At 50.8% G+C, this 22,922-nt stretch carries 18 protein-coding genes; 14 read left to right on the plus strand and 4 right to left on the minus strand.

All coding sequences use genetic code 11. The features are described from left to right. The first annotated feature begins 39 nt into the window (after positions 1-39). From M1D61_RS05530 to M1D61_RS05550, 5 genes are all read left to right on the plus strand, one after another. Positions 40-1,023 carry a cation diffusion facilitator family transporter gene (locus M1D61_RS05530; RefSeq protein WP_458121478.1) on the plus strand — a complete coding sequence of 328 codons (984 nt, stop codon included), beginning with the start codon at positions 40-42 and terminating at the stop codon, positions 1,021-1,023. Between the two features lie 11 nt (positions 1,024-1,034). Further along, complete coding sequence (gene recJ, locus M1D61_RS05535; protein ID WP_458121479.1) at positions 1,035-3,449, plus strand: single-stranded-DNA-specific exonuclease RecJ; 2,415 nt, start codon at positions 1,035-1,037, stop codon at positions 3,447-3,449. A 27-nt stretch (positions 3,450-3,476) separates the two neighbouring features. Beyond that, the gene (locus M1D61_RS05540) at positions 3,477-3,995 is read left to right on the plus strand and encodes an adenine phosphoribosyltransferase (RefSeq protein ID WP_458121480.1); all 519 of its coding nucleotides are present in this window, start codon (positions 3,477-3,479) and stop codon (positions 3,993-3,995) included. A gap of 507 nt (positions 3,996-4,502) precedes the next feature. Next, the gene (locus M1D61_RS05545; RefSeq protein ID WP_458121481.1) at positions 4,503-4,997 is read left to right on the plus strand and encodes a cation:proton antiporter regulatory subunit; all 495 of its coding nucleotides are present in this window, start codon (positions 4,503-4,505) and stop codon (positions 4,995-4,997) included. Positions 4,998-4,999: 2 nt separating this feature from the next. Further along, complete coding sequence (locus M1D61_RS05550) at positions 5,000-6,193, plus strand: cation:proton antiporter (protein WP_458121482.1); 1,194 nt, start codon at positions 5,000-5,002, stop codon at positions 6,191-6,193. Between the two features lie 100 nt (positions 6,194-6,293). Here the strand turns inward: M1D61_RS05550 and M1D61_RS05555 are convergent, their stop codons facing one another. From M1D61_RS05555 to uraA, 3 genes are all read right to left on the minus strand, one after another. Continuing rightward, positions 6,294-6,626 (minus strand): hypothetical protein, encoded by a 333-nt coding sequence (locus M1D61_RS05555; RefSeq protein ID WP_458121483.1) that lies wholly within the window; start codon positions 6,624-6,626, stop codon positions 6,294-6,296. Next, a complete protein-coding gene (locus M1D61_RS05560; protein ID WP_458121484.1) occupies positions 6,626-7,675 on the minus strand; it encodes a bifunctional transcriptional activator/DNA repair enzyme AdaA in 1,050 nt (349 codons plus the stop codon). The genes M1D61_RS05555 and M1D61_RS05560 overlap by 1 nt, the downstream gene beginning before the upstream one ends. Positions 7,676-7,918: 243 nt before the next feature. Beyond that, on the minus strand, positions 7,919-9,238 hold the full coding sequence (gene uraA, locus M1D61_RS05565) for a uracil permease (protein WP_458121485.1): 1,320 nt from the start codon (positions 9,236-9,238) through the stop codon (positions 7,919-7,921). Positions 9,239-9,674: 436 nt separating this feature from the next. Here uraA and M1D61_RS05570 point away from each other — a divergent pair, with 436 nt between their 5' ends. Beyond that, positions 9,675-11,855 (plus strand): RelA/SpoT family protein, encoded by a 2,181-nt coding sequence (locus M1D61_RS05570; RefSeq protein WP_458121486.1) that lies wholly within the window; start codon positions 9,675-9,677, stop codon positions 11,853-11,855. Positions 11,856-11,962: 107 nt separating this feature from the next. Further along, positions 11,963-12,421: a D-aminoacyl-tRNA deacylase gene (gene dtd / locus M1D61_RS05575; RefSeq protein ID WP_458121487.1), complete on the plus strand. Its 459-nt coding sequence runs from the start codon at positions 11,963-11,965 to the stop codon at positions 12,419-12,421. A gap of 191 nt (positions 12,422-12,612) precedes the next feature. On the opposite strand, the gene M1D61_RS05580 is transcribed toward dtd, so the two are convergent. After that, positions 12,613-12,837: a DUF378 domain-containing protein gene (locus M1D61_RS05580; protein ID WP_458121488.1), complete on the minus strand. Its 225-nt coding sequence runs from the start codon at positions 12,835-12,837 to the stop codon at positions 12,613-12,615. 200 nt (positions 12,838-13,037) lie between these two features. Between M1D61_RS05580 and M1D61_RS05585 the strand changes: the two genes are divergently transcribed. From M1D61_RS05585 to M1D61_RS05615, 7 genes are all read left to right on the plus strand, one after another. After that, positions 13,038-13,544: a type 1 glutamine amidotransferase domain-containing protein gene (locus tag M1D61_RS05585; RefSeq protein ID WP_458121489.1), complete on the plus strand. Its 507-nt coding sequence runs from the start codon at positions 13,038-13,040 to the stop codon at positions 13,542-13,544. Positions 13,545-13,669: 125 nt separating this feature from the next. After that, entirely contained in the window at positions 13,670-14,128 is a 459-nt protein-coding gene (locus tag M1D61_RS05590; protein WP_458121490.1) for a hypothetical protein, read from the plus strand. An 893-nt stretch (positions 14,129-15,021) separates the two neighbouring features. Then, positions 15,022-16,266 (plus strand): histidine--tRNA ligase, encoded by a 1,245-nt coding sequence (gene hisS / locus M1D61_RS05595; RefSeq protein WP_046213397.1) that lies wholly within the window; start codon positions 15,022-15,024, stop codon positions 16,264-16,266. A 97-nt stretch (positions 16,267-16,363) separates the two neighbouring features. Then, on the plus strand, positions 16,364-18,145 hold the full coding sequence (aspS, locus tag M1D61_RS05600) for an aspartate--tRNA ligase (protein WP_046213398.1): 1,782 nt from the start codon (positions 16,364-16,366) through the stop codon (positions 18,143-18,145). 130 nt (positions 18,146-18,275) lie between these two features. Continuing rightward, positions 18,276-19,031: a tRNA threonylcarbamoyladenosine dehydratase gene (locus M1D61_RS05605; protein WP_046213399.1), complete on the plus strand. Its 756-nt coding sequence runs from the start codon at positions 18,276-18,278 to the stop codon at positions 19,029-19,031. 129 nt (positions 19,032-19,160) lie between these two features. Further along, complete coding sequence (locus tag M1D61_RS05610; RefSeq protein WP_458122415.1) at positions 19,161-20,456, plus strand: NCS2 family permease; 1,296 nt, start codon at positions 19,161-19,163, stop codon at positions 20,454-20,456. A 255-nt stretch (positions 20,457-20,711) separates the two neighbouring features. Continuing rightward, complete coding sequence (locus M1D61_RS05615; RefSeq protein ID WP_458121491.1) at positions 20,712-22,868, plus strand: HelD family protein; 2,157 nt, start codon at positions 20,712-20,714, stop codon at positions 22,866-22,868. Positions 22,869-22,922: the final 54 nt, after the last annotated feature.

The following is a 22,922-nucleotide window of genomic DNA, read 5'->3' on the forward strand; positions in this document are numbered from 1 at the left end:
ATACCGACGCGGCTTCATCTTGTCTTAGGAGGAAGTAGGGTGAGAAATAACGATATCCGTCAGCAGGAAAAGGTATTCTGGACCTCCATACTGGCCGGGTTGATACTGGCTGTCGTCAAAGCAGTCACCGCTTATGCGGCCAGCAACAAGGCACTGATGGGAGATGCGCTCTATACCGCCTCCAGTGCGGTCAGCAGTCTGGCCGAACGCCTGTCCAAAAACCATCAGCGTACAAAGCGACGCAGGGAACAGAAAGATCAGACGGCAGTTAAGGAACGTCGTAACAAAACGACATTTCCGTTTACCAACCTGCTGCTAACGGTTCTGCTGCTGCTCGGTGGTCTGGAGATTGCCATTTCGGCGGTTCGTGATCTGATGTCGGAGACGATGCCTGATCCCAAGCCGTATGCAATTGTGATTGTCTTTCTCGCGATGGCGGTGAATGAAGCGCTGTTCCGCTATCGGTACCGATATGTCAAAAAGCAGAGAACATCCAGACTCGTCGAAGAGATCGATATGCACCGTTACTCGCTGTATTCCTCCATTCTCGTACTGGCAGGTATGCTCAGTACGATTGCCGCACTGGAATTGCAGATCGACAGGCTGTATTATGTAGAGCCGGTGTCTGCCATTCTGGTCTCGATCATTCTCTGGCGTCAAGGATATCGAATGGCCCGGCAAACGGTCTATGGATCGCTCGTCCAGGAACTGGAGCGCGAGGACGCGGCTAATTTTATGGAGACAGTACAGCGTGTACAGGGCGTGATTACGATTGAAGATCTAAAAGCCCAGGAGTACGGAGACGGGGTTCGTATTCATTTGAAAATAGGGGTTAATCCCCAGATCAGTGTACAGGCTGCAGCTGAAATTGCAGACTATGCCAAAAACCTGCTGCTAACCCGGTTTGCTCATGTGAGCAGTGTGGAGGTGCAGGTGCTGCCGTATACCGGCGGTTACCCGTACAAGTCCAATTACGAATGGACACAGGGTCGGGACCGGTCCGGCGACGGCATGATTCATTAAGGAGGCACATCATGATTCATTCACAATATCACTGGAATATACATCATCCCGATCCGGCAGCAGCCCAGGAACTCAGTGCAAAGCTGGGCATCTCGCAGCTGACAGCATCGCTGCTGGCAGGCCGGGGTTATACGGGAGAGGCAGAGGCGGCAGAATTCCTGTCCGGCAGCCGCAGTCTATCCCACGATCCCTATTTGCTGGCCGGTATGAAAGAAGCGGCCCAGCGGATACGCCAGGCATTATCGGCGAACGAGAAAATATGGATCTATGGCGATTATGATGCGGACGGTGTATCCAGTACATCGCTGATGATTCAGCTGATGCGCCATATGCAGGCCGATTACGATATTTATATTCCACATCGTTCCAAAGAAGGATACGGCCTGCATAATCATGCGATTGATCAGGCACATCAGCAAGGGGTTACCCTGATGGTAACGGTGGATACAGGCATCAGTGCGGTATCCCAGATCGCCTATGCGGCAGAGCTGGGGATCGATGTGGTCGTAACGGACCACCATGAGCCGCCGGCAGAGCTGCCTGCAGCCTGCGCACTGGTGAATCCGAAGCTTCCGTACTGTCCTTACCCATTCAAGGGACTGGCGGGCGTAGGCGTAGCCTACAAGCTGGCACAGGCGCTGCTGGGCAAGGACCATGTTCCGGAAGAATGGCTGGAGATCGTCTCGATCGGCACGGTAGCCGATTTGATGCCCCTGGAAGATGAGAATCGGATGATGGTCCGTACCGGTGTAGAGCGAATGAAAAACAGTGCTTTTGCCGGTGTGCGGGCATTGATGAATATTGCAGCTATCGATCCGGCGCAGATGTCGGCTACCCATATCGCCTTTGCCATGGCACCACGCATCAATGCCAGCGGGCGGATGGAACATGCCAAGCGGGCGGTAGAGCTGTTGACTACGACCAATCAGGCAGAGGCAGATCAGATCTCCTTTGAGCTGGATCAGTTGAACAAAGAGCGTCAGGATCTGGTGAACCGGATGGTGCAGGAAGCGGTCGCCACGCTGGAAGCCGAGAAAACCCGTAATAATGGACAGATACCTCATGTTATCGTTGTAGCGGGTGAAGGCTGGAATCCCGGCGTCGTTGGGATTGTGGCGTCCAAGCTGCTGGATCGTTATTATCGGCCGACAATTGTACTGGGAACCGACCCGGAGACCGGCATGAGCAAAGGCTCTGCACGTTCGATTCCGGCTTACGACATTTATCAGGCGCTGCTGGATTGTGCGGATGTCATGGACCATTTTGGCGGTCATCCGTCGGCAGCGGGGATGAGCCTGCACCGGGATCAGTTGGACACTTTCCGTCAGCGTCTGAATGAACGGGCAGCCGGGATGCTCACCGAGGAAGACCTTACGCCGCAGACAGAGGCAGATAATGAGTGTACACTGGATCAGCTGACTCTGAACGCGATTGAGGAGCTGGATCAGCTGGCACCGTTTGGCATGTCCAATCCACTGCCGCGCATTGTGCTGCGCGGAGTAACCGTGACCCAGGCCAAAGCAATCGGCAAGACGCAGGATCATCTGCGGCTGGTCGTGGAGCAGGATGGTACGATGATGGAAGGTGTTGCGTTTGGCAAAGGAGAAATGGCCGAACTGCTGACCGAGGGCGATCGGATCGATCTGCTGGCAGAGACAAGCATCAATGAATGGCGCGGCAATCGCAAGCCGCAGCTGATGGTGCAGGATCTGGCTGTACCCGGTCTGCAGATCTGGGACCGCCGTGGCTCCGGTCAATGGGAACAGAATCTGAAGACGCTGCGGCAGAAATGGTCCCGCTATATGGGCGTGGACACCGGTCAGCTGGGTGTACTGTGCAGCGCAGATCGGGCGGAAACTTTAAAAACCCAATTGTCGGATGTATCCCTTTGGGGTTATGATAGAAAAGTTGATATCGCAGCTTGCAATCATGTCTCCACACAGTATGGGGCAGAAGCTATACGCACATTATGTCTGTTATCATTACCGGCGCATATCGAGCAGCTGGATTCTATTTTCGAACGGTTTACTTCTCTTGAAAATATCGTCCTGCTTCATGATCGGCCGCAACAGCAGGAACGTCTGCAAATACCCGACCGGGACCGTTTTAAACTGATATACGGGTGGCTCGTCAAATCCAGCGAGACAATCGCGGAGGAAGCGAAGCTGATTCCCTATCTAAGTCAAAAAACCTCCAGCTCGGTGAGAATGGTACGGATGATGCTGGAAGTGTTCGAGGAACTGGAGTTTATTATCCGTCAGGATGGACGGGTGATGCTGAATAATGCTCCTGTAAAACGTCCGCTCGACAGCTCGCAGCTGTACCGGGAACTTGGCGAACTGGCTGAAATGGAATATATGTTATGTGAAAGTGATCTGCCGCAATTAACTTCATGGATGATTTCCCGCATGCAAGGCGCATCATAACCGATATTTTTTTAGGAGGAGATTTTTTTGGATTTTAAAGAGCATATTCGTGTGATTCCGGATTTTCCGCAGGAAGGAATCAGTTTTAAAGATATTACAACCCTGCTGCAAAATGGTGAAGCCTACAAGCAATCGATCGATGAGCTGAAAAAGCTGGTCAAAGAACTGAAAATCGATGTTATTGCTGGACCGGAAGCACGCGGTTTTGTCGTTGGAGCGCCGCTGGCTTACGCGCTGGGCGTAGGTTTTATTCCTATTCGTAAAACAGGCAAGCTGCCTTACAAAACAATCCAGGCCGAGTATGCGCTGGAATATGGCAAAGATGTGCTGGCTATGCACGTGGACGCAATTCAGGAAGGCCAGAACGTACTGATCGCGGATGATCTGCTCGCAACAGGCGGCACGATCGCAACTTGTGTCGACCTGATCCGTCAAGTGGGCGGTAATGTGGTTGGCGCAGCTTTCATGATCGAGCTGCAGGATCTGAACGGCCGTGAGAAACTGCCGGATGTGGAAGTATTCACACTGACACAATATCCGTTCTGATCAGAAATTTCCCGGGGAATGACAGCTGTCTCTGAGCTGTAGGGCTTAATGTGCAACAGGACATAGATTGTCGTCCGGCTGGTGAAAAGCAGAGTGGTAATGTATAAGCGTATACTGGGAAAGAGCATAAAGCTGGAGATATCCTCTGCTTTATGCTCTTTTTTGCTTTCTCGATATATTTTCTGTGGGTTCGTATTCGGAGAGTTCTTGTTCAGCTGCGTCATAACGCCGGAATGAACAAGCATAGGCAGCAATCGGTGTATTTATGAGATGTAAAAGCGATGCATGATGTTGAAGAAGATACGCAAGAAGCTATCTTAATCTCAAATTCGTTTTTTTGAAAATCGCCTTTTTTGACGATTTTTGAACAAAAATGACCGAAAATCGTCTTTTTTCTGAAACCGTCCTGTCTCTGGGACGTATAGTGTAGAGAGGCATGGCATGGGTGTGACAGTATGAATGCATATCCTATGGCAATGTTAACTTAGAGAAAAAGGAGGGGGAAGTATGGCTATTATTCGTGAGACGGACTTGCCCGGTATTGGAAGGAAATTTATGGTGGAGACCGATGATCGTGAGAAGGTGGCGATCGTTGTGCATGAAGATGGCAAACGGGAGGTCTATCACAGCTCTCCGGCAAGCCCGGACGATCATGAGCTGGTGATGACGCTCAATGATCGGGAGGCCCGGCAGGTGGCCAGTATTATCGGTGGTATGAGTTATCAGCCAACTGCGCTGGAGCAGGTGGAATTTTCGATTTCCAAACTGAGTATCGAGTGGTACAAGCTCCGGAAAGGTATGAACTGTATCGGTAAAAGTATTGGTGAACTCGCTATTCGTGAGAATACGGGAACCGTAATTATCGCCAGCCTGGAACCGGTACAGCAGAAAATCAGTCCCGGACCGGAATACGTACTGCAGGATGGATATACGCTGGTCATTGCCGGTGAGCGGAATGATATTCAGTCGCTGAAACAGCTGCTTGAGAGAGGGGGCGGCTGAGTATGGACTATATTGTATTTGAAATCGGAATCGCGGTACTGCTCGTTGCACTGGCAGGACTGCTCGCTTCCAAACTGCGCTTCTCGGTCGTTCCATTTTATATTCTGGCAGGGATGGCCGTTGGTCCGCATGCTCCGGTATTCGGGATCGTGGACTTCCGGTTTATCCAGAGTGCGGAACTGATCGAATTTATGGGCAAAATCGGTGTCATTTTCCTGCTGTTCTATCTGGGACTCGAATTCTCGGTAGGTCGGCTGGTCAAGGCAGGACGCTCGATTGCCATAGGCGGGACCATTTATATCGGGATTAACTTTACGCTTGGTCTGCTGTTTGGCTGGCTCACCGGATTCGAAATCAAGGAAATTCTGGTGATCGCGGGTATTACGACCATATCATCCAGTGCGATCGTTGCCAAGGTACTGGTGGATCTGAAGCGTACCGCCAACACGGAGACGGAAATGATTCTCGGCATCATCATGTTCGAAGACGTATTCCTCGCTGTTTATCTGTCGATTCTGTCTGGTTTGCTGCTTAGTGGAGCGACTTCGATTGGCGGTATTCTGCTGTCTGCCGGAATAGCACTCGGGTATATGCTGCTTATTCTTATCGTCGGACGCAAGGCCGTGCCGCTGCTGAACCGGCTGCTGAATATTCCGTCCAATGAAATATTCATGTGTGTTATCTTTGCCGCATTGTTCCTGATTGCCGGATTTTCCGAAACAATCCACGTCGCTGAAGCGATTGGCGCGCTGCTGGTCGGGCTGGTACTCGCCGAGACTTCGCATATGCACCGGATCGAGAAAATTATTTTACCGTTCCGTGACTTCTTTGGCGCTCTGTTCTTCTTCAGCTTCGGATTAACGATTGATCCGCTGTCGCTGGGAGGCAGTGCGGTATGGCTCGCCATTGGAGCAGTCATCGTCACCATGATCGGTAACTATACCGCCGGAATGTTGGCCGGCAAGACAGCCAACCTTTCCCCGCAGGCCTCAGCGAATGTCGGACTGACCATTATGTCACGCGGAGAGTTCTCCATTATCGTCGCCAATCTGGGCGCAGCAGGCGCACTGTCCGGTATATTGCAGCCTTTTGCCGCGATCTATGTACTGATACTGGCAATTCTCGGTCCGCTGCTGACCAAGGAATCCAAATTCATTTATAAAGGAATAGCCAAAGTATTCCGGCTTAACAAATAAATTTCCATAACCAGAGACAGAAGCAAATTATTTTCCTATAATGCGTAAGCCGAGGTGATCTTCATGAATTCGGCGCAGAAGCGATTCTGGAATGATCGTATTATAAGAAAATCACTTGCTCGGGATGGTTCAATGAACCGGGATATCCCAGGGGGAAATACAGATACAGATACAACAAATGATTGAACCGATCCTCAAAAAGTGAGCAATACAATGAAAAGTGAATCATACCAATTAAAATCAGACCAAATAAAACCAGAGCAAAGGCGCTGACGGTAATTACCGCTGAGCGCCTTTGCTCTGGTTTACGATGAGAAAATGATACTGCGAGCGGATGAAAAGAAAAACGTTCTGCTCTGCCCAAGCCATAACACTCCATAAAAACAATCCATAAAACAGTTATTGAAAAAGCAGCATATACCAACCAGATCATCAGCTCTGTCCCGCCCGTTCATGCTCCAGCAGCCACCTCTTGCGCGTCAGTCCACCGCCATAGCCGCCAAGCTCGCCACTCGTGTTAATCACACGATGGCAGGGGATAATGATCGCCAGTTGATTGGCCCCGTTAGCCTGTGCTACCGCGCGGAAAGCAGTAGGGCGGTTCAATGCACGCGCCAGATCGAGATAGGAACGTGTCTCACCCGGCGGAATGTTCATCAGCAGCTGCCATACACTCTGCTGAAAAGGCGATCCCAGCAGAGCCAGTGGTGTCCGAAACATCTTTAGATCCCCGGCCAAATAAGCCAGTATCTCCTGCTCGATCGACTGTATCGGTTCCGTCATACCGGGGATGATCACCATACGCGTACGCTGGCGCAGCCGCTCGACTTCGCGTTCCAGCCCGCGCCGGTCAATAAACTCGAGCAGATACAGTCGATGTTCATCAGCGATCGCCATCATCGGTCCGAGCGGCGTGTCAATCCAGGCTGCCCGCAGTATAGCACCTTCGGTGATCTGTGTAGGCGCAGCGCCCATAATACGGGAAAAGGCATCGCGGAAGCCGCTGCTTGATTCGTATCCGCTGGACAGCTGGCTGTCGATCACGGTTTGCCCGGAGCGAATACTTTTAAGTGCCAGTCCCATACGGCGGGCACGGGCATATTCCACAAAAGTCATGCCGAACCGCTTTTTGAACTGACGGCGTGCGGTAGACTCATCGACAGATAAAGCCTGGAAGTCGGACGTTTTCCACCGCTTGTCCGGCTGCTGCTCGACCGCTTCGACCAGCAGTCGCACGATATCGGATACCTGATTCGGGTGCGAAAGCGGACGGCAGCGCTGGCAGGGACGGTAGGAGGCGAGCAGTGCCTGCTGCGCATTTCCAAAAAACTCGCAGTTCTCGAATTTGGGCTTTCTCGCTGGGCAGGTAGGTCGGCAGAATACACCGGTTGTTCGGACGCCAACGTAGAATAATCCTTCATACTCCGAATTTTTCTCCAGTAAAGCCTGATAATACTCATCGTCGCGTGTAATGGGATTCATTAATACACCACCTTCTTCTTAATCAATATGGATAGCTCTATTATAACCGTGCTGCTGGGATCCATCGCCGAAATTCAGGCATTGATATTGATATGGCATAGAGAAGAAGGTTATTCTGGAAAGCTTAGAACAAAAAAGACTGCCCTCTAAAAGGACAGTCTTTATTTTACTTGCCGATTCGTTCAGCAAAGGTATTCCATTCGCTTATACTGCTGAATACTCGATTATCGATAACCGGACGAATCAATCCGGAATTTTTGCCGGAGGGGATTCGTCATTTTTGTCATTGGACAAGCCTGTCACCTGCAAAATGCGGAAGAACAGACTGAGCAGGATACCGACGATAGTTGCGAGTGCCATTCCTTTGAGCTGTACGGAACCAAGCGTGATCGTTGCGCCGCTCAGACCGGTAATCAATACGACTGTGGTCAGCAGCATATTTTGCGCTTTGGAATAATCGACCTTCTGCTCCACCAGAATGCGCAGACCGGAAGCGGCAATAACACCGAACAGCAGCAGTGACACGCCGCCCATGACCGGAGTCGGGATCGCTGCTACCGTACCGGTGAACGTACCGGAAAAGGAAAGCAGAATCGCGATGACAGCTGCGCCGCCGATTACATAGACCGAATAGACACGCGTCAGAGCCATGACACCGATATTCTCACCATAAGTGGTATTCGGTGTGGAACCGACAAACCCGGACAGGATGGTCGAGATCCCGTTACCCATCAGGGAGCGATGCAGACCTGGATCTTTGGACAGATTTTTGCCGACGATATTGCCGGTAACGAGCAGGTGACCGATATGTTCGACAATAACGACCAGTGCGACCGGAATGATCGTCAGAATAACCGACCAGTCAAAGGAAGGCGTCACCACATGCGGTACCTGCAGCAGACTGGCGCTACGAATCGCTGTCGTATCGATCAACCCCAGCGGGAAGGAGAGGGCATAACCCACTACAATACCGATCAGAATATGTATGATTTTGGGGAACCCGCGGAAGGTAACCGCACCGATCAGTGTCACTCCGAGCGTAACCAGAGACAGTGTAATCACTTTCATATCCGGCGTCCATGTCGCTGCATCGGCATCTGCCGGTGCAATAAAGCCGGCCATCTGCGCCGCTACCGGGATCAGCTCCAGACCGATCAGGGCCACAATGGCTCCCATCGCTGCCGGTGGAAACACGATATCAATCCAGCGTGTCCCGGCAAATTTTACAATCAATGCCACGATGATAAAAATAATGCCGGTGACGATAAAAGCACCCAGCGCAAGCGAATAACCGGTATCGTTATACCCGTGCTGTGTCAGTACGAGCGAGACCGGTGCGATAAACGCAAAGCTGGAACCGAGATAGGCAGGGATTTTCCCCCGGCAGATCCAGATATACAGCAGTGTCCCGATTCCGTTCATGAGCAGAATCATCCCTGGATCGACCTTGAACAGATTGGGCACCAGTACCGTACTTCCGAACATGGCAAAAAGATGCTGCAAGCTTAACAGCAACCCGGGCCCGAGCGGCAATTTCTCATTTACCTGAATTTCACGCTGCAATGTATCCACTCCTTCATATCTTACTTCCCCTTCTCTTCGTTGCATCCTTAATAGCTTAATGAGTTTGCATGGTTTTTTCAATACCGATTTTCAAAAGGGGGTCAATTCTTCAGGAACCCTTCATTTAATACGGTTGACGCGGCTATGCGCAAGAGGCATAATTATAGGAAACCCCTTTCCGGGACCTGTTGCCGCAGCAAGCATGAACAGGTTCCATTTTGAATTTTTATGCGGCCGGAGCCTGATGTATACACCAGCAGCTTCTGAGTATGCTTGTAAATGAAGGACAACCATTTCGCTAAATATTCGGCTTTTACCCTGTAGAGAGTATAGTGGTTCTACAAGTTACCTTATAGATACAGACCATTTTCATTACATTTAAGGCAAGAGTGTCTTGAATGTTATTCATGAATAGAAAGGATACGACAACGATTCCATGGGCATAGAGCGATTACTTGAAAAGGCGTCCGCCTACATTAAAGAGAAGGATCTTGAACGCATCAAAGAAGCCTATGAGTTCGCCGATCAGGCCCATCATGGACAGGTGCGTAAATCAGGAGAACCTTATATTTTGCATCCATTGGCAGTTGCAGATATTGTCGTCGGCATGGAGATGGATACCATCTCCATCATTGCGGCGCTTCTGCATGATGTTGTTGAAGATACCACCGTATCCCTGGAGGAAATCCGCAGCCGGTTCGGCGATAATTGTGCGATGCTGGTCGACGGTCTGACCAAGCTGGAGCGGATCAAGTTCCGTTCCAAGGAAGAACAGCAGAATGAGAACTACCGCAAAATGTTTATCGCGATGGCGCAGGATATCCGCGTCATCGTGATCAAGCTGGCGGATCGTCTGCACAATATGCGTACGCTCAAGTACCAGTCCGAAGAGAGCCAGCGCCGTATTGCGTATGAGACGCTGGAGATTTTCTGTCCGGTCGCTCACCGTCTCGGTATTTCCGCTATCAAATGGGAGATGGAGGATATCGCACTTCGTTATCTGAACCCTCAGCAGTATTACCGTATTGCCAACCTGATGCACAAGAAACGTGCAGAGCGGGAGCAGTACATCGAGAACGTCATTGACCGCATTCGCGAGAAGCTCAAGGAAATGGGCATCGAAGCGGATCTGTCCGGACGTCCAAAGCATATTTACAGTGTCTACCAGAAAATGACAACCAAAAACAAGCAGTTCAATGAAATCTATGATCTGCTGGCCATCCGGATTATTGTTGATAATATTAAGGATTGTTACGCAACACTCGGTATTATCCATACCTTGTGGAAGCCGATGCCGGGCCGATTCAAAGATTATATCGCCATGCCCAAAACGAATATGTATCAGTCTCTGCATACGACGGTGGTCGGCCCTACGGGAGAGCCAACCGAAGTGCAGATTCGTACATGGGATATGCACCGCACCGCCGAATTCGGTATCGCGGCCCACTGGGCATACAAGGAAGGTTCCACTGGTGGCAATATCGAGAATAAGGTTCCTTTTTTCAAGGAGATTCTGGAGCTGCAACATGAAGCACAGGATGCTTCGGAATTTGTGGAATCCCTCAAAATGGACTTTTTCTCTGATCTCGTGTTTGTATTTACACCAAAAGGCGAAGTGATCGAGCTGCCCAATGGCTCGGTTCCGCTCGATTTTGCCTACCGGATTCATACCGAAGTAGGTAACCGAACGATCGGCGCCAAGGTCAACGGCCGTATCGTACCGCTCGATCACCGTCTCAAGACCGGTGATATTATCGAGATTCTGACTTCCAAACATTCCTATGGACCAAGCCAGGATTGGCTGAAAATCGCGCAGTCTTCCCATGCACGCAGCAAAATCAAGCAGTGGTTCAAAAAGGAAAAACGCGAAGAAAATGTACAAAAAGGCCGGGATGCGCTCGAACGCGAGATGAAACGCCTCAACCTGGAAGCTTCCGCCTGGCTGACCGATGACAAATTGTCCGAAGTCGGCAAGAAATTCGCTTTCCATGATATCGAGGATATGCTGTCTGCGATCGGATTTGGCGGCATCACTGCTGCCCAAATCTGTACGCGTCTGACCGAAAAGATGCGCCGAGAGCAGGAAGAAGCGAGCATTATCGAGCTGACTTCTCAGATCAAGGAAGTGAAAAGTGCGCCGGAACAGCAGAAGCGCAGCCGTCCGACCCATGGTGTCAGCATCAAGGGCGTGGACAATCTGCTCGTGCGGTTTGCACGTTGCTGTAATCCGGTACCGGGCGACGATATTGTTGGCTATGTCACCCGTGGACGCGGCGTCTCCATTCACCGGAGCGACTGTACCAATGTACCGGATGTGAGCGACAACAGCGAAGCGGCACGCATCATCGAAGTGGAATGGGAATCTGCAGTGGAAGCGAACTACAACGTGGATATCGAGATTACCGGTCATGATCGCCGTGGACTGCTCAATGAAGTACTGCAGACTGTTGCCGAGAGCAAGACTAATATCTCTGCCGTCTCCGGACGCTCCGATAAAAACAAAATGGCCATGATCCATATGACCATCATGATTCGTAATACCGATCATCTGCAGTCGGTCGTGGACAAAATCAAGCGTGTGCAGGATGTCTATACCGTGCACCGTATTATGCAATAGATGCTTTTTAGTGAATGACGTTTTGAACAGAGGAGCCAATCCCGGCAGCATAGCGGTGATTGGCTTCTTTGCTACATACCTATAGACATAGAAGAGGAGAATGGGAAATGAGAGTAGTTATCCAGCGCTGCAAACAGGCATCTGTTAGGGTAAACGAAGAAATAGTCGGCCAGATTGGCAAAGGGTTGATGGTACTGGTCGGTGTAACACATGGAGATACAATTGAGGATGCCCGCTATCTGGCAGGCAAGGTCGCGGGAATACGCATTTTTGAAGATGAGCAGGGTAAGATGAATCTGGGATTATCCGATATCGGGGGGCAGGTGCTCTCGGTATCGCAGTTTACCCTGTATGGGGACTGCCGCAAAGGCAAGCGTCCAAGCTTTATCGAAGCCGCCCGTCCGGAACAGGCGATTCCGGTGTATGAAGCATTCAATCAGGCGCTGAAGGAACAGGGACTGGTCGTGGAGCAGGGCATATTTGGTGCAGATATGGATGTATCACTGACCAACTGGGGTCCCGTCACGCTCATTATTGACAGCCCTGTCAGAGCAAACGGACAATAAACCGATCGTAGTTTAAGCATATATACGATATCCCATCAATACGCCAAGCACCTATAATTTGATTAAAACACAGCAAAAAAGGTCTCTCTGAATTTTATCAATTCAGCGGAGACCTTTTTTGTCTGGATTGCTCCATATAAGTAAGTTGCAGTTTTGTCAAATAGCTCATTCCTTTGTGCTTATGCTTACGTTTATGCTCTTGTTGTAGTATCAGTTCTTGTATTTCTTGTACTCGACAAGAATTTAAGACAGTACAGGGCACACAGACCTACAACAACATAGATGATTCGGGACAGAACAGAATCTTGTCCACCAAAAAGGGAAGCAACGAGGTCGAATTGGAAAAGACCTACCAGCAACCAGTTGATACCACCGACGATCAGCAGGATCAGCGCAATCATGTCCAGAGTTCTCATTAGAATTCACCTCCTGTTATGTTAGATGTTAGCAGTCGTTGACAATGTTAATATACCCGATTGTGGAGCTGCGAATCATTTCTGTATAACTGTTTAGATTTGCCACGGAATCGGGTAATAACAGAGCGGAAACCTCTATAGTATGCAAGTAGAGGAACAGGATCACACTAACCATAAGCCTTGAAAGGAGAACTATTCCAATGAGCAAAATCGCCTTTTTATTAGCAAATGAATTCGAAGACTCCGAAATGCAGGTACCTTATGATGAACTGAAAAAAGCAGGCCATGAAGCGGATATCATCGGTCTTGAAAAAGGCCAGAAGGTAACCGGCAAAAATGGTAAAGCCGAATATACAATTGAAAAAGCAATCACCGAAGTAAGTGCATCCGATTATGATGCTTTGGTAATTCCGGGCGGTTCCTCACCGGAAGCGCTGCGTCTGGACCCGAATGTACTGAACTTTGTTACCGAAATCAACAATGCCAAGAAAACCATCGGTGCAATTTGTCACGGCCCACAGATTCTGGCAAGTGCCAACCTGCTGGAAGGCCGTACGATCACTGCTTATCCGCCGCTGAAAGTGGATATGATCAATGCGGGAGCAACATTCAAGGATGGGGAAGCTGTCATTGATGGCAATTTCATCACGTCCCGTACACCGGACGACGAGCCTGCATTTGTACGCGAACTGTTGAAAGTTCTGTAATTTAAAAGTGTGGTAAAAGGTATTGTTTTGATCGTCTCTGAGAAGAATGTACTTTTATTTTCGTAAGCCTATCAAATAAATACTGGGCAGAAGAGAATTCTGCGTACAGTAAGGAGGCCATTATTATGACCAAGCATATTCAGGCTTATTTCCGCACCGAAGATCAGGCAGAGAGTGCCAGAACGTCCGTCAGTACCTATGATGTGAAAAATCTGGAAGTCAGCCGTCTGGAAACGCAGATCAGCCAGGGTAGCCGTGTCATGGTTCCACTGCTGCCGTTAAATGCAGGTGCAGGCGGGGTGACAGGCAATTCTGCAGGCGTATCCGGTGGAGCAGGGCCGGGTACCATTATCCCGCCGACTGCGATCATAGACAATGACGGCAAACGCAATGAAGTGACTGACGATGACTCGGCAGCCAGCCATGATAATGACGATACCGATGCATGGAGTGCCATTAACGCAACAGACAAGGACTATGATGATCTGAAATATGTACTGTCTGCCACAGTGATGGAATCGGATGTTGAAAATGTCGTGCAAAAGCTGCGCACGAACAATGCATTCGTGGAAATCCTGGAGTAGTCGACAGCCGCTTGAATACATGATCCCAAAAGGGAAATGGACTCATGGTCATCTGCTGTTGAAGATGTGCCTGTACTAAGGTCTTTACACAGGTTTTACCTATTGTAATGGAACTGTAATATAGGAAACATCTTATTTTAACAATGATGTCCTATAATGAACCCATGACCCCCTTTTAACATACTATGTTGGCCTGCAGCCCGTTGCTGCAGGTTTTTTCTTTGCTTTTTTCACCTTTCACAAGCAGGCAGATTTGCCAACTTGCATGAAAAGTGTTGACTTTAGCACAGCGGTTCATTAAAATCGTTAAATATAACATCGTTCTGACTTTGCTGCTGGCAGAGCGGATGTCGATGATTGTGTGTGTATAATGAATGATTCATGGACGGGAAAAGTACCACCGATAACGGACAGTTCCTTTTTGGAAAAGAGAGGCATTCCCCTGGGCTGCAAGGAATCCCTGAACGACGGTGCGAAAAGACCTCCCCGAGAACATGATGTGAAAGATGGAAAAGCGTGCACAAAGGGAGCAGACACTGCTCGCTGTTGTGTCGGTATCCGGTTACCTGATGGATCAGGTAAATTCGCTTTTGGAATCCAAGTAACCTCATGCGTAGTCAGCGGGCGTTAACCGCTTAATGAAGCGAATGTATACTGGTGGAATGGCCTGGAATGCCGTATTGCCGCTGTATTTGTGATCGGATGATTATAGGACCCGATAGATACAGAGTATGCGGTGCCGTCAGTACGGTTGCATTCGAAATGTGGGTGGCACCACGGGTGAATGGTAGATAACCAGTCCCTCGTCCCTGTTTGTAATGAACAGTGACGAGGGGCTTTTTTGTGTTCCCATAGAGAGATCACTGGATCAGTTGAATAAAGGAGGATGGATTATGGCATTTCAAAAACCGACAGGCACACAGGACTTCTTGCCGGGCAAGGTAGAGAAGTGGCAGTATGTCGAAGAGAAAGCAAGAGATTTGTGCAGACGGTTCAATTACCGGGAGATCCGCACACCGTTATTTGAACAAACCGAGCTGTTCCAGCGCGGTGTAGGCGAGACCACAGATGTGGTACAAAAGGAAATGTACACCTTTGAAGATAAAGGCGGCCGCAGTATGACGCTGCGTCCGGAAGGAACAGCCGGTGTAGTACGTGCCTATGCAGAGAACAAGCTGTATGGCGAGCCGGATGTGACCAAGCTGTATTATATGGGTCCGATGTTTCGTTATGAGCGTCCGCAGGCAGGACGTTATCGCCAGTTCCACCAGTTCGGCGTAGAGGCATTCGGTTCGGTAGATCCGGCGATTGATGTGGAAATTATTGCGCTTGGCCTGCAGTTTTTCAAGGAACTGGGGCTGCAGGGCGTGACAGTCGAGATCAACTCCGTAGGTACTTCGGAGACCCGTGCTGCCTATAACGAAGCGCTGCTTGGCTTCCTGCGTCCGATGAAAGATACGCTGTGCAGAGACTGTCAGCAGCGGATGGAACGCAACCCGATGCGCGTGCTCGATTGCAAAGTGGATCAGGATAAATTTGTTGGAGCTCCGTCCATTCTGGATAGCCTGGATGAAGAGAGCCGTGCATACTTCCAGCGTGTACAGGATTATCTGACAGCGATGGATGTGGAATTTACAGTCAATGAACGCCTTGTGCGCGGTCTGGATTATTACACACACACCGCTTTTGAGTATAAAGCCGAAGGCATCGGTGCGATCGATACGATCGGTGGCGGCGGGCGGTATAATAAATTGGTCTCCGAAGTGGGCGGCCCGGAACAGCCGGGTATCGGCTTCGGTATCGGTCTGGAGCGTCTGCAGCTGATTCTGGAAAGTCAGGGTGTGGATATTCCGGCGATCAAGCCGCTGGATGTCTATCTGGTAGGACTCGGGGAAGCTGCAGAGCAGGAGACGGTTCGCCAGCTGTTCAAGCTGCGTACACTGGGCTTCTCGGCAGAACGTGATTACCTCGGACGCAAAATGAAGGCACAGATGAAATCGGCTGATCGCTTCCATGCCCGTTATACCGCTATTCTCGGTGACGATGAATTGTCCAAGGGCGAGATTGCGCTGAAATGCATGGATACCGGCGAGCAGCAGACCGTGAAGCTGGATGAGCTTGCTGACCATCTGAAATAAAAAGTACGGAATCTTCTATCTCTGCAGCAGGGCGAATACTCTGCTGTATGGGATAGACCCCTATATTTCATTATCGATAATTAAAGGAGACTATAATATGTTAAGGACTCACAAATGCGGCCAATTGACCGCTGCGAACATCGGCGAGACAGTAACACTGAACGGATGGGTACAGACCCGCCGTGACCTGGGGGGCGTACTGTTTATTGATCTGCGCGACCGCAGCGGATTGGTACAGATCGTATTTAACCCATCATTCTCCGGAGATGCACTGCAGGTAGCAGACCGTGTACGCAGTGAATACGTACTGGCTGTCAAAGGTGAAGTGGTACGCCGCGAAGAAGAGACGATCAACCCGAATATGGAAAATGGTGATATTGAAGTACGCATTACCGAAATCGAAGTCATGAACGCAGCGAAGACACCCCCATTCTTTATTGAAGATGGTGTGGAAGTAGATGAATCCCTGCGTCTGAAATATCGTTATCTGGATCTGCGTCGTCCGGAAATGCAAAAAACATTGATGCTGCGCTCCAAAGCGACCAAAATTTTCCGTGACTTCCTGGATGAGAATGGATTTATCGATGTAGAGACACCGATTCTGACCAAGAGTACGCCGGAAGGTGCCCGTGACTATCTCGTACCAAGCCGTGTGCATGAAGGTGAGTTCTACGCGCTGCCGCAATCTCCGCAGATCTACAAGCAGCTGCTGATGGTGAGCGGACTGGAGCGTTACTACCAGATCGCCCGTTGTTTCCGTGATGAGGATCTTCGTTCCGACCGTCAGCCGGAATTCACTCAGGTCGATATCGAGACTGCCTTCATGGATCGTGACGAGCTGCTGGGCATGATGGAGCAGCTGATGGTCAAGCTGTTCAAGGAAACGATCAATGTGGATATCCCTGTACCGTTCCAGCGCATTACCCATGCGGAAGCGATGGACAAATACGGTTCGGACAAACCGGATCTGCGCTTCGGGCTGGAACTGGTAAATGTCAGCCATATCGTGGCAGGCAGCGGTGCCAAAGTATTCGCATCCGTAATCGAAAAAGGCGGCGAAGTCAAAGTACTGAACGCCAAAGGCTGCGGTACATGGACACGTAAGGAAATCGACAGTCTGGAGCCGTATGCGAAGCGTTATGGCGCCAAAGGTCTGGCATGGATCCAGATCAAGGATGGCGAATTCAAAGGTCCTATCGTCAAATTCCTGAGCGAAGGCGAAATCCAGCAAATCCGCGAAACGACCAATGCCGAAGAAGGCGATCTGCTGCTGTTCTCCGCAGATACCAAACAGGTGGTTGCGGATGTACTCGGCGCAATGCGTGTGAAAATCGGCCGTGATCTCGGTCTGATCGACGACAATGTATACAAATTTGCATGGGTCGTAGACTTCCCGCTGTTCGGTTACGACGAAGACGCCAAACGTTATGTGGCCGAGCATCATCCGTTCACACGTCCTTACGAGGAAGATCTGGAACTGTTCAACACCGATCCGGGCAAAATCCGTGCCCAGGCGTACGATATCGTTCTGAACGGTTACGAAGTAGGCGGCGGTTCCCAGCGTATCTACAAGCGCGAACTGCAGGAGAAAATGTTCGAAATGCTTGGATTCACACCAGAACTGGCACGCGAACAGTTTGGTTATCTGATGGATGCATTCGAATACGGTACGCCTCCACACGGCGGTATCGCCTTCGGTCTGGACCGTCTGATCATGCTGCTGGCAGGACGCACGAACCTGCGTGAGACGATCGCTTTCCCGAAAACGGCGAGCGCTACCGATCTGCTGATGAACGCTCCGGCACCGGTAGATGGAGCACAGCTCGACCAGCTGCATATCCGTCTGGCACCGCCAAAGCCAGTGGTAGATAAAAACTGAGGCGGGTAAATACCCATTAAGCACGATCACCAGAATCATCTTCTGCTGCAAAGGTGTGATGCACCATTTGCAGCAGTTGTTTTGTGTAGAGCACGAAACACAGTACAGAAAATGAAAGGAGCGAATAAGGATGTTGAACCAATTTTCACGTACCGAGCTGGCTTTTGGACCGGAAGGTATTGAAGTGATGAAAAATAGCACCGTCGCTGTGCTCGGCATCGGCGGCGTCGGTTCGATCGCCGTCGAAGCACTGGCCCGTACCGGTGTCGGCAAAATCATTCTGATCGACAAGGATGTCGTTGATATTACCAATATCAACCGGCAGATTCATGCCTTGACCACTACAGTGGGACAGAAAAAAGCGGATCTGATGGTCGATCGGGTCAAGCTGATCAATCCGGAATGTGAAGCGATCGCGCTCAATATGTTTTACACCGAAGAGACGTATGAGGAACTGTTCAAATACGATCTCGATTATGTGGTGGATGCTTCGGATACGATTATCTATAAGGTGCATCTGATCAAGGAATGCCTGAGACGCAAAATTCCGATCATCTCCAGCATGGGTGCTGCCAACAAAGTGGATCCGACGCTGTTCCAGGTCGCCGATATTTCCAAAACGCATATGGACCCGATCGCCCGTGTCGTGCGTACCAAGCTGCGCAAGGATGGTATTCATAAAGGGGTCAAAGTCGTCTTCTCCACCGAGCAGCCGAAAAAGCCGCGTCAGGATGTGACCGAGAAGATCGTTCCCGACAATGCACCGGAAATCCGCAAAGCCCAGCAGCCGCCGGCAAGTAATGCTTTTGTGCCGCCAGTGGCCGGCTTGATTATGGTAAGTGTGGTTGTCAAAGAGATGCTTGCCAAGCACGGAATTGAAATTTAATTTTAATTTTCCGGTAGTCGGATTGGTCCGCTGCCCCAGGTTATTGAAGCGTGCCTGTCCATTCGCGGAAGGCACGCTTTTTGATTGGAAATGATTCGAAGCTAATCATAAGAGAGAGGGAGTTATATGATGCGTGAAAAGTTACAGCGGATGCTGGGCTTTATGCCGGCTCGTGATGTGCTGCGTAAAGAAATACTGGCCGGTGTGGTAGCTTATTTTGCCGTCGTCTATATCGTGCTGGTCAATGCCACGATTCTGTCTGACGCGGGTATACCGCTCAAGGCGGGAATGGCGGCGACGCTGCTCATTTCCATCGTCAGCTGTCTGGTGATTGCCTTTCTCGGCAAGTCGCCGATTATCGTCGTGCCAGGCATGGGGGTCAATGCTTTTTTCACCTATACGCTTGTAAGGTCGATGGGACTCAGCTGGCAGGAAGCGCTGATGGTCGTTACGGTGAGCGGTCTGCTGTTTGCGATCGTCGCGTTTACTTCGCTGCACCGGATTATCAGCCAAGCGATACCGGCGATTCTGCAGCTGGGCATCACGGTCGGGATCGGCCTGTTCCTGACCTTTGTCGGTCTGCAAAAAAGCGGGATTGTGATTGCGCACCAGACGACATTTGTCGCCATCGGTCATTTTAATGATCCGCCGGTCATCGTCTCCTGTCTTACACTGGTGGTCGCTGTAGTGCTCGTGATCCGCAATGTGCCGGGCGGACTGCTGATCAGTATTCTGTTTGGAACGATTATGGCGCATCTGCTTGGTGTGGGCAGTGCGGCAGATATTGGCGAAGGCAGTGTACTGTCGGCGTATTCATCGGTATTTGGCGCCTTTACGCTGGAGGGATTGGTACGTCTGCCGTTCTGGATCGCGGTGTTCCTGCTGCTGCTGATTCTTGTATTTGAAAATATCGGCCTGATCGGTGCGCAGACCGATATGGCCAAGCGTCCAGAGACGTTCAAGGGCAGCCTGCGGGCACTGTCCATCTCCAACATTCTGGCCGGTGTGATCGGTTCCAGTCCGACGGTGGCGGCTGCCGAATCGACTGCCGGTATCGCAGCCGGTGGACGCACAGGCATCACGCCGCTGATCACAGCGGTGCTGTTCGGAGCGACATTTTTCTTTATCCCATGGCTTGGCTATATTCCCGACAGTGCGCTGGCACCGGTGCTGATCGTAATCGGGGCGATGATGACGCAGGCGATCCAGGAGATCAAGTTCAGCAATTTTGCCGAATCGTTCCCTGCATTTCTGATCATCGTCATGATTCCGTTCACATACAGCATTGTGGATGGCATGGCGTTTGGATTTATCGCCTATCCGATCGTCAAGCTGGCCCAGGGCAAAGGCAGGGAAGTGCCGAAGATTCTGTACGGAATCGCTGTGCTGTTCCTGGCCAACTTTGTCGTGAATGCACTGCTGTAGGGATAAACTGGCAGTGTACCGAATGAGGGAATGCACAGGACCCGCGGGTTGATATGTATTTCTGCTGGCATTTCCATTCCTGCTGTGATATATTAAAATTCCTTTGTTCATGGTAAAAACTATAAACAGAAGCGCTAACATACAAGAGTACATCAGGCAGAACCTCGCCATATCGGCTGTGGGGATGCCTGGTGTGCTCTTTGCTTGTTATTGCCGGACAAAGAGACTAAAGCAATTCTTAGGAGGTAACTGAAATTGGAAAAGGATTTTCAAAGTGCCTATCAAGAAGAGAAGGACAAGCTGCAGCACACACTGGATGAGGTCGATGCACAGCTGAACAGGCTGCGGCAATTTCCCGTCTATACCGGACACGACTTTACCGAACAGGTACTGGAAGCCGGTCGTGAACAGCAGCGTCAGACTCTGGCAAAAAGCGCACGTGAACCTTATTTTGGACGGCTTGATTTTGCGGAAAATGGCAGCGGTGCACGTCAGCCGCTCTATATCGGCAAAGTGGGCGTCGGCAAATCGGAGATTGATGACCAGCCGCTCGTTGTGGACTGGCGCGCACCGATTGCCAGCCTGTTTTATTCCTTTACCGGCGGGGAAGAGATGGCAGAGTATGAATCTCCGGAAGGACTGATTCAGGGCCTTGTCTATCTGAAGCGCAATATTGTAATCCGGCAACGACTCCTGGAGCGGCTCGCGGATACATACGACCGGGAGAGCACCGAGCCTGTCGTTACCGATGAATTCCTCGTCTACCGGCTGGGGGAAAATAAAGACAACAAACTGCGGGATATCGTCTCCACGATTCAGGCAGAGCAGGACCGGATCATCCGTGCGGTCAAAAATACCGCACTGGTCATCCAGGGCGTTGCCGGCAGCGGCAAGACGACGGTTGCCCTGCACCGGCTCGCCTTCCTGCTGTATCAGTATCAGGAGCAGGTATCTGCAGAGAAAATGATTATTTTTGCACCGAATAATATGTTCCTCGATTATATCTCGGAAGTGCTGCCGGAGCTGGGTGTCGGCGATATCCAGCAGAGTACATTTGCCGACTGGGCACAGAGCATTCTGGAGAGCGATATCCGGCTCGTGCCTGTCTCGGAGACGTATGAATACTGGTTCGAATCACCGGACCGGCCGGAAGTCAGCGAAGAGACGCCTTCCCGGTTCAAGGGCTCGATTGCCTTTATGGATCTGGTGCGGCAGTTTGTCGAGCTGCTGGAAAATACGGCCGTGCCGGATATGGACTTCAGCCCATGGGATGGCGCTGTACTGACCCGGGCCGAGATTATGGACTGGTTTAGCAATGAATATCGTCACTATCCGCTCGCCAAGCGCAAGGAGCGGGTCATTGCCCGTATTCATCGTTGGGTCGAGATGAAGCTCAAAAAAGCTCCCTCGGAAGCGATCCGCAAGGAACGCAAGAAAAAAGCGGGACAGCGCGAGAAATCGTATGCCAACAAATGGCCCAAATATGAACCGCTGGCACTCTACAAACAGCTGTTCAAAACCGGCAAAATCACCGGCAATGCAGACAGCCTCGCTGCAGTGTGGGAGCAGATTCCGGCGCCTATCCTCAAAAGTGTATCCGCCGAGCTCAAAAAAGACCGGATTACCGATGAGGATCTGCCGGCGCTCGTCTATATTCATACCCTGCTGAACGAGATGGACGGAAGCCGCCGGTTTGACCATGTGGTCATTGATGAAGCGCAGGACTTCTCGCCGTTTCATGTAGCCCTGCTCAATCAATACGTACGCGGCAGTTCCTTTACCATTCTGGGCGATCTGTCGCAGGGCATTCATGCCTACCGCGGCGTTCATGCCTGGGAAGAAATGAGCAGTCTGTTCCCAGTGGAAAATACCGATTATTTCCCGCTGACTCGAAGCTACCGGTCGACGATGGAGATTATCGAATTTGCCAATATCATTCTGGAGCGCGGTGTACGTAACGGCATTACGGCCGTACCGGTCTTCCGCAGCGGTGATCCGGTCCGTCTTCTGCCTTGCCCGGTTGATAACCGAACCGATGTCATGATCGAGCACTGGCAACAGCTGCAGGCCAAGGAATATCGCACTACAGCGATCCTGACGCGCACATTGCGTGAAGCACGGGAGCTGCATGAACAGCTGACCGCCGCCGGTCTGGACATCCACCTGATCGACGGAGGCAAAGCGACCTACCAGGGCGGCCATTCCATCCTGCCGGTCTACCTGTCCAAAGGACTGGAGTTCGACGCTGTCATCGTCACCGATGTGGACACCGACCATTACCGAAGCGACTCCTGGGATGCCAAGCTGCTCTACGTTGGCTGCACCCGTGCCCTTCACGAACTGTGGCTGCTGCACGGAGAAGAGCTGCCGGATTATGTCACTGCCGAAGCTGACGACGCAGCAACAGAATAATCTGCAATACAGATCAGTTTTTATACTATTTCTCTATCCGGACTTACGGGTCAA

It is taken from the genome of Paenibacillus sp. Z6-24 (assembly GCF_054161335.1).

Excerpts from the sequence above, each read along its gene's own strand:
- M1D61_RS05585 (WP_458121489.1), top strand. The coding sequence starts at position 13,038 with ATGAGCAAAATCGCCTTTTTATTAGCAAATGAATTCGAAGACTCCGAA.
- M1D61_RS05560 (WP_458121484.1), bottom strand. The coding sequence starts at position 7,675 with ATGAATCCCATTACACGCGACGATGAGTATTATCAGGCTTTACTGGAG.
- M1D61_RS05545 (WP_458121481.1), top strand. The coding sequence starts at position 4,503 with ATGGCTATTATTCGTGAGACGGACTTGCCCGGTATTGGAAGGAAATTT.
- M1D61_RS05605 (WP_046213399.1), top strand. The coding sequence starts at position 18,276 with ATGTTGAACCAATTTTCACGTACCGAGCTGGCTTTTGGACCGGAAGGT.
- M1D61_RS05555 (WP_458121483.1), bottom strand. The coding sequence starts at position 6,626 with ATGATCTGGTTGGTATATGCTGCTTTTTCAATAACTGTTTTATGGATT.
- dtd (WP_458121487.1), top strand. The coding sequence starts at position 11,963 with ATGAGAGTAGTTATCCAGCGCTGCAAACAGGCATCTGTTAGGGTAAAC.
- recJ (WP_458121479.1), top strand. The coding sequence starts at position 1,035 with ATGATTCATTCACAATATCACTGGAATATACATCATCCCGATCCGGCA.
- M1D61_RS05580 (WP_458121488.1), bottom strand. The coding sequence starts at position 12,837 with ATGAGAACTCTGGACATGATTGCGCTGATCCTGCTGATCGTCGGTGGT.
- hisS (WP_046213397.1), top strand. The coding sequence starts at position 15,022 with ATGGCATTTCAAAAACCGACAGGCACACAGGACTTCTTGCCGGGCAAG.
- M1D61_RS05590 (WP_458121490.1), top strand. The coding sequence starts at position 13,670 with ATGACCAAGCATATTCAGGCTTATTTCCGCACCGAAGATCAGGCAGAG.
- M1D61_RS05570 (WP_458121486.1), top strand. The coding sequence starts at position 9,675 with ATGGGCATAGAGCGATTACTTGAAAAGGCGTCCGCCTACATTAAAGAG.
- M1D61_RS05550 (WP_458121482.1), top strand. The coding sequence starts at position 5,000 with ATGGACTATATTGTATTTGAAATCGGAATCGCGGTACTGCTCGTTGCA.
- M1D61_RS05610 (WP_458122415.1), top strand. The coding sequence starts at position 19,161 with ATGCGTGAAAAGTTACAGCGGATGCTGGGCTTTATGCCGGCTCGTGAT.
- aspS (WP_046213398.1), top strand. The coding sequence starts at position 16,364 with ATGTTAAGGACTCACAAATGCGGCCAATTGACCGCTGCGAACATCGGC.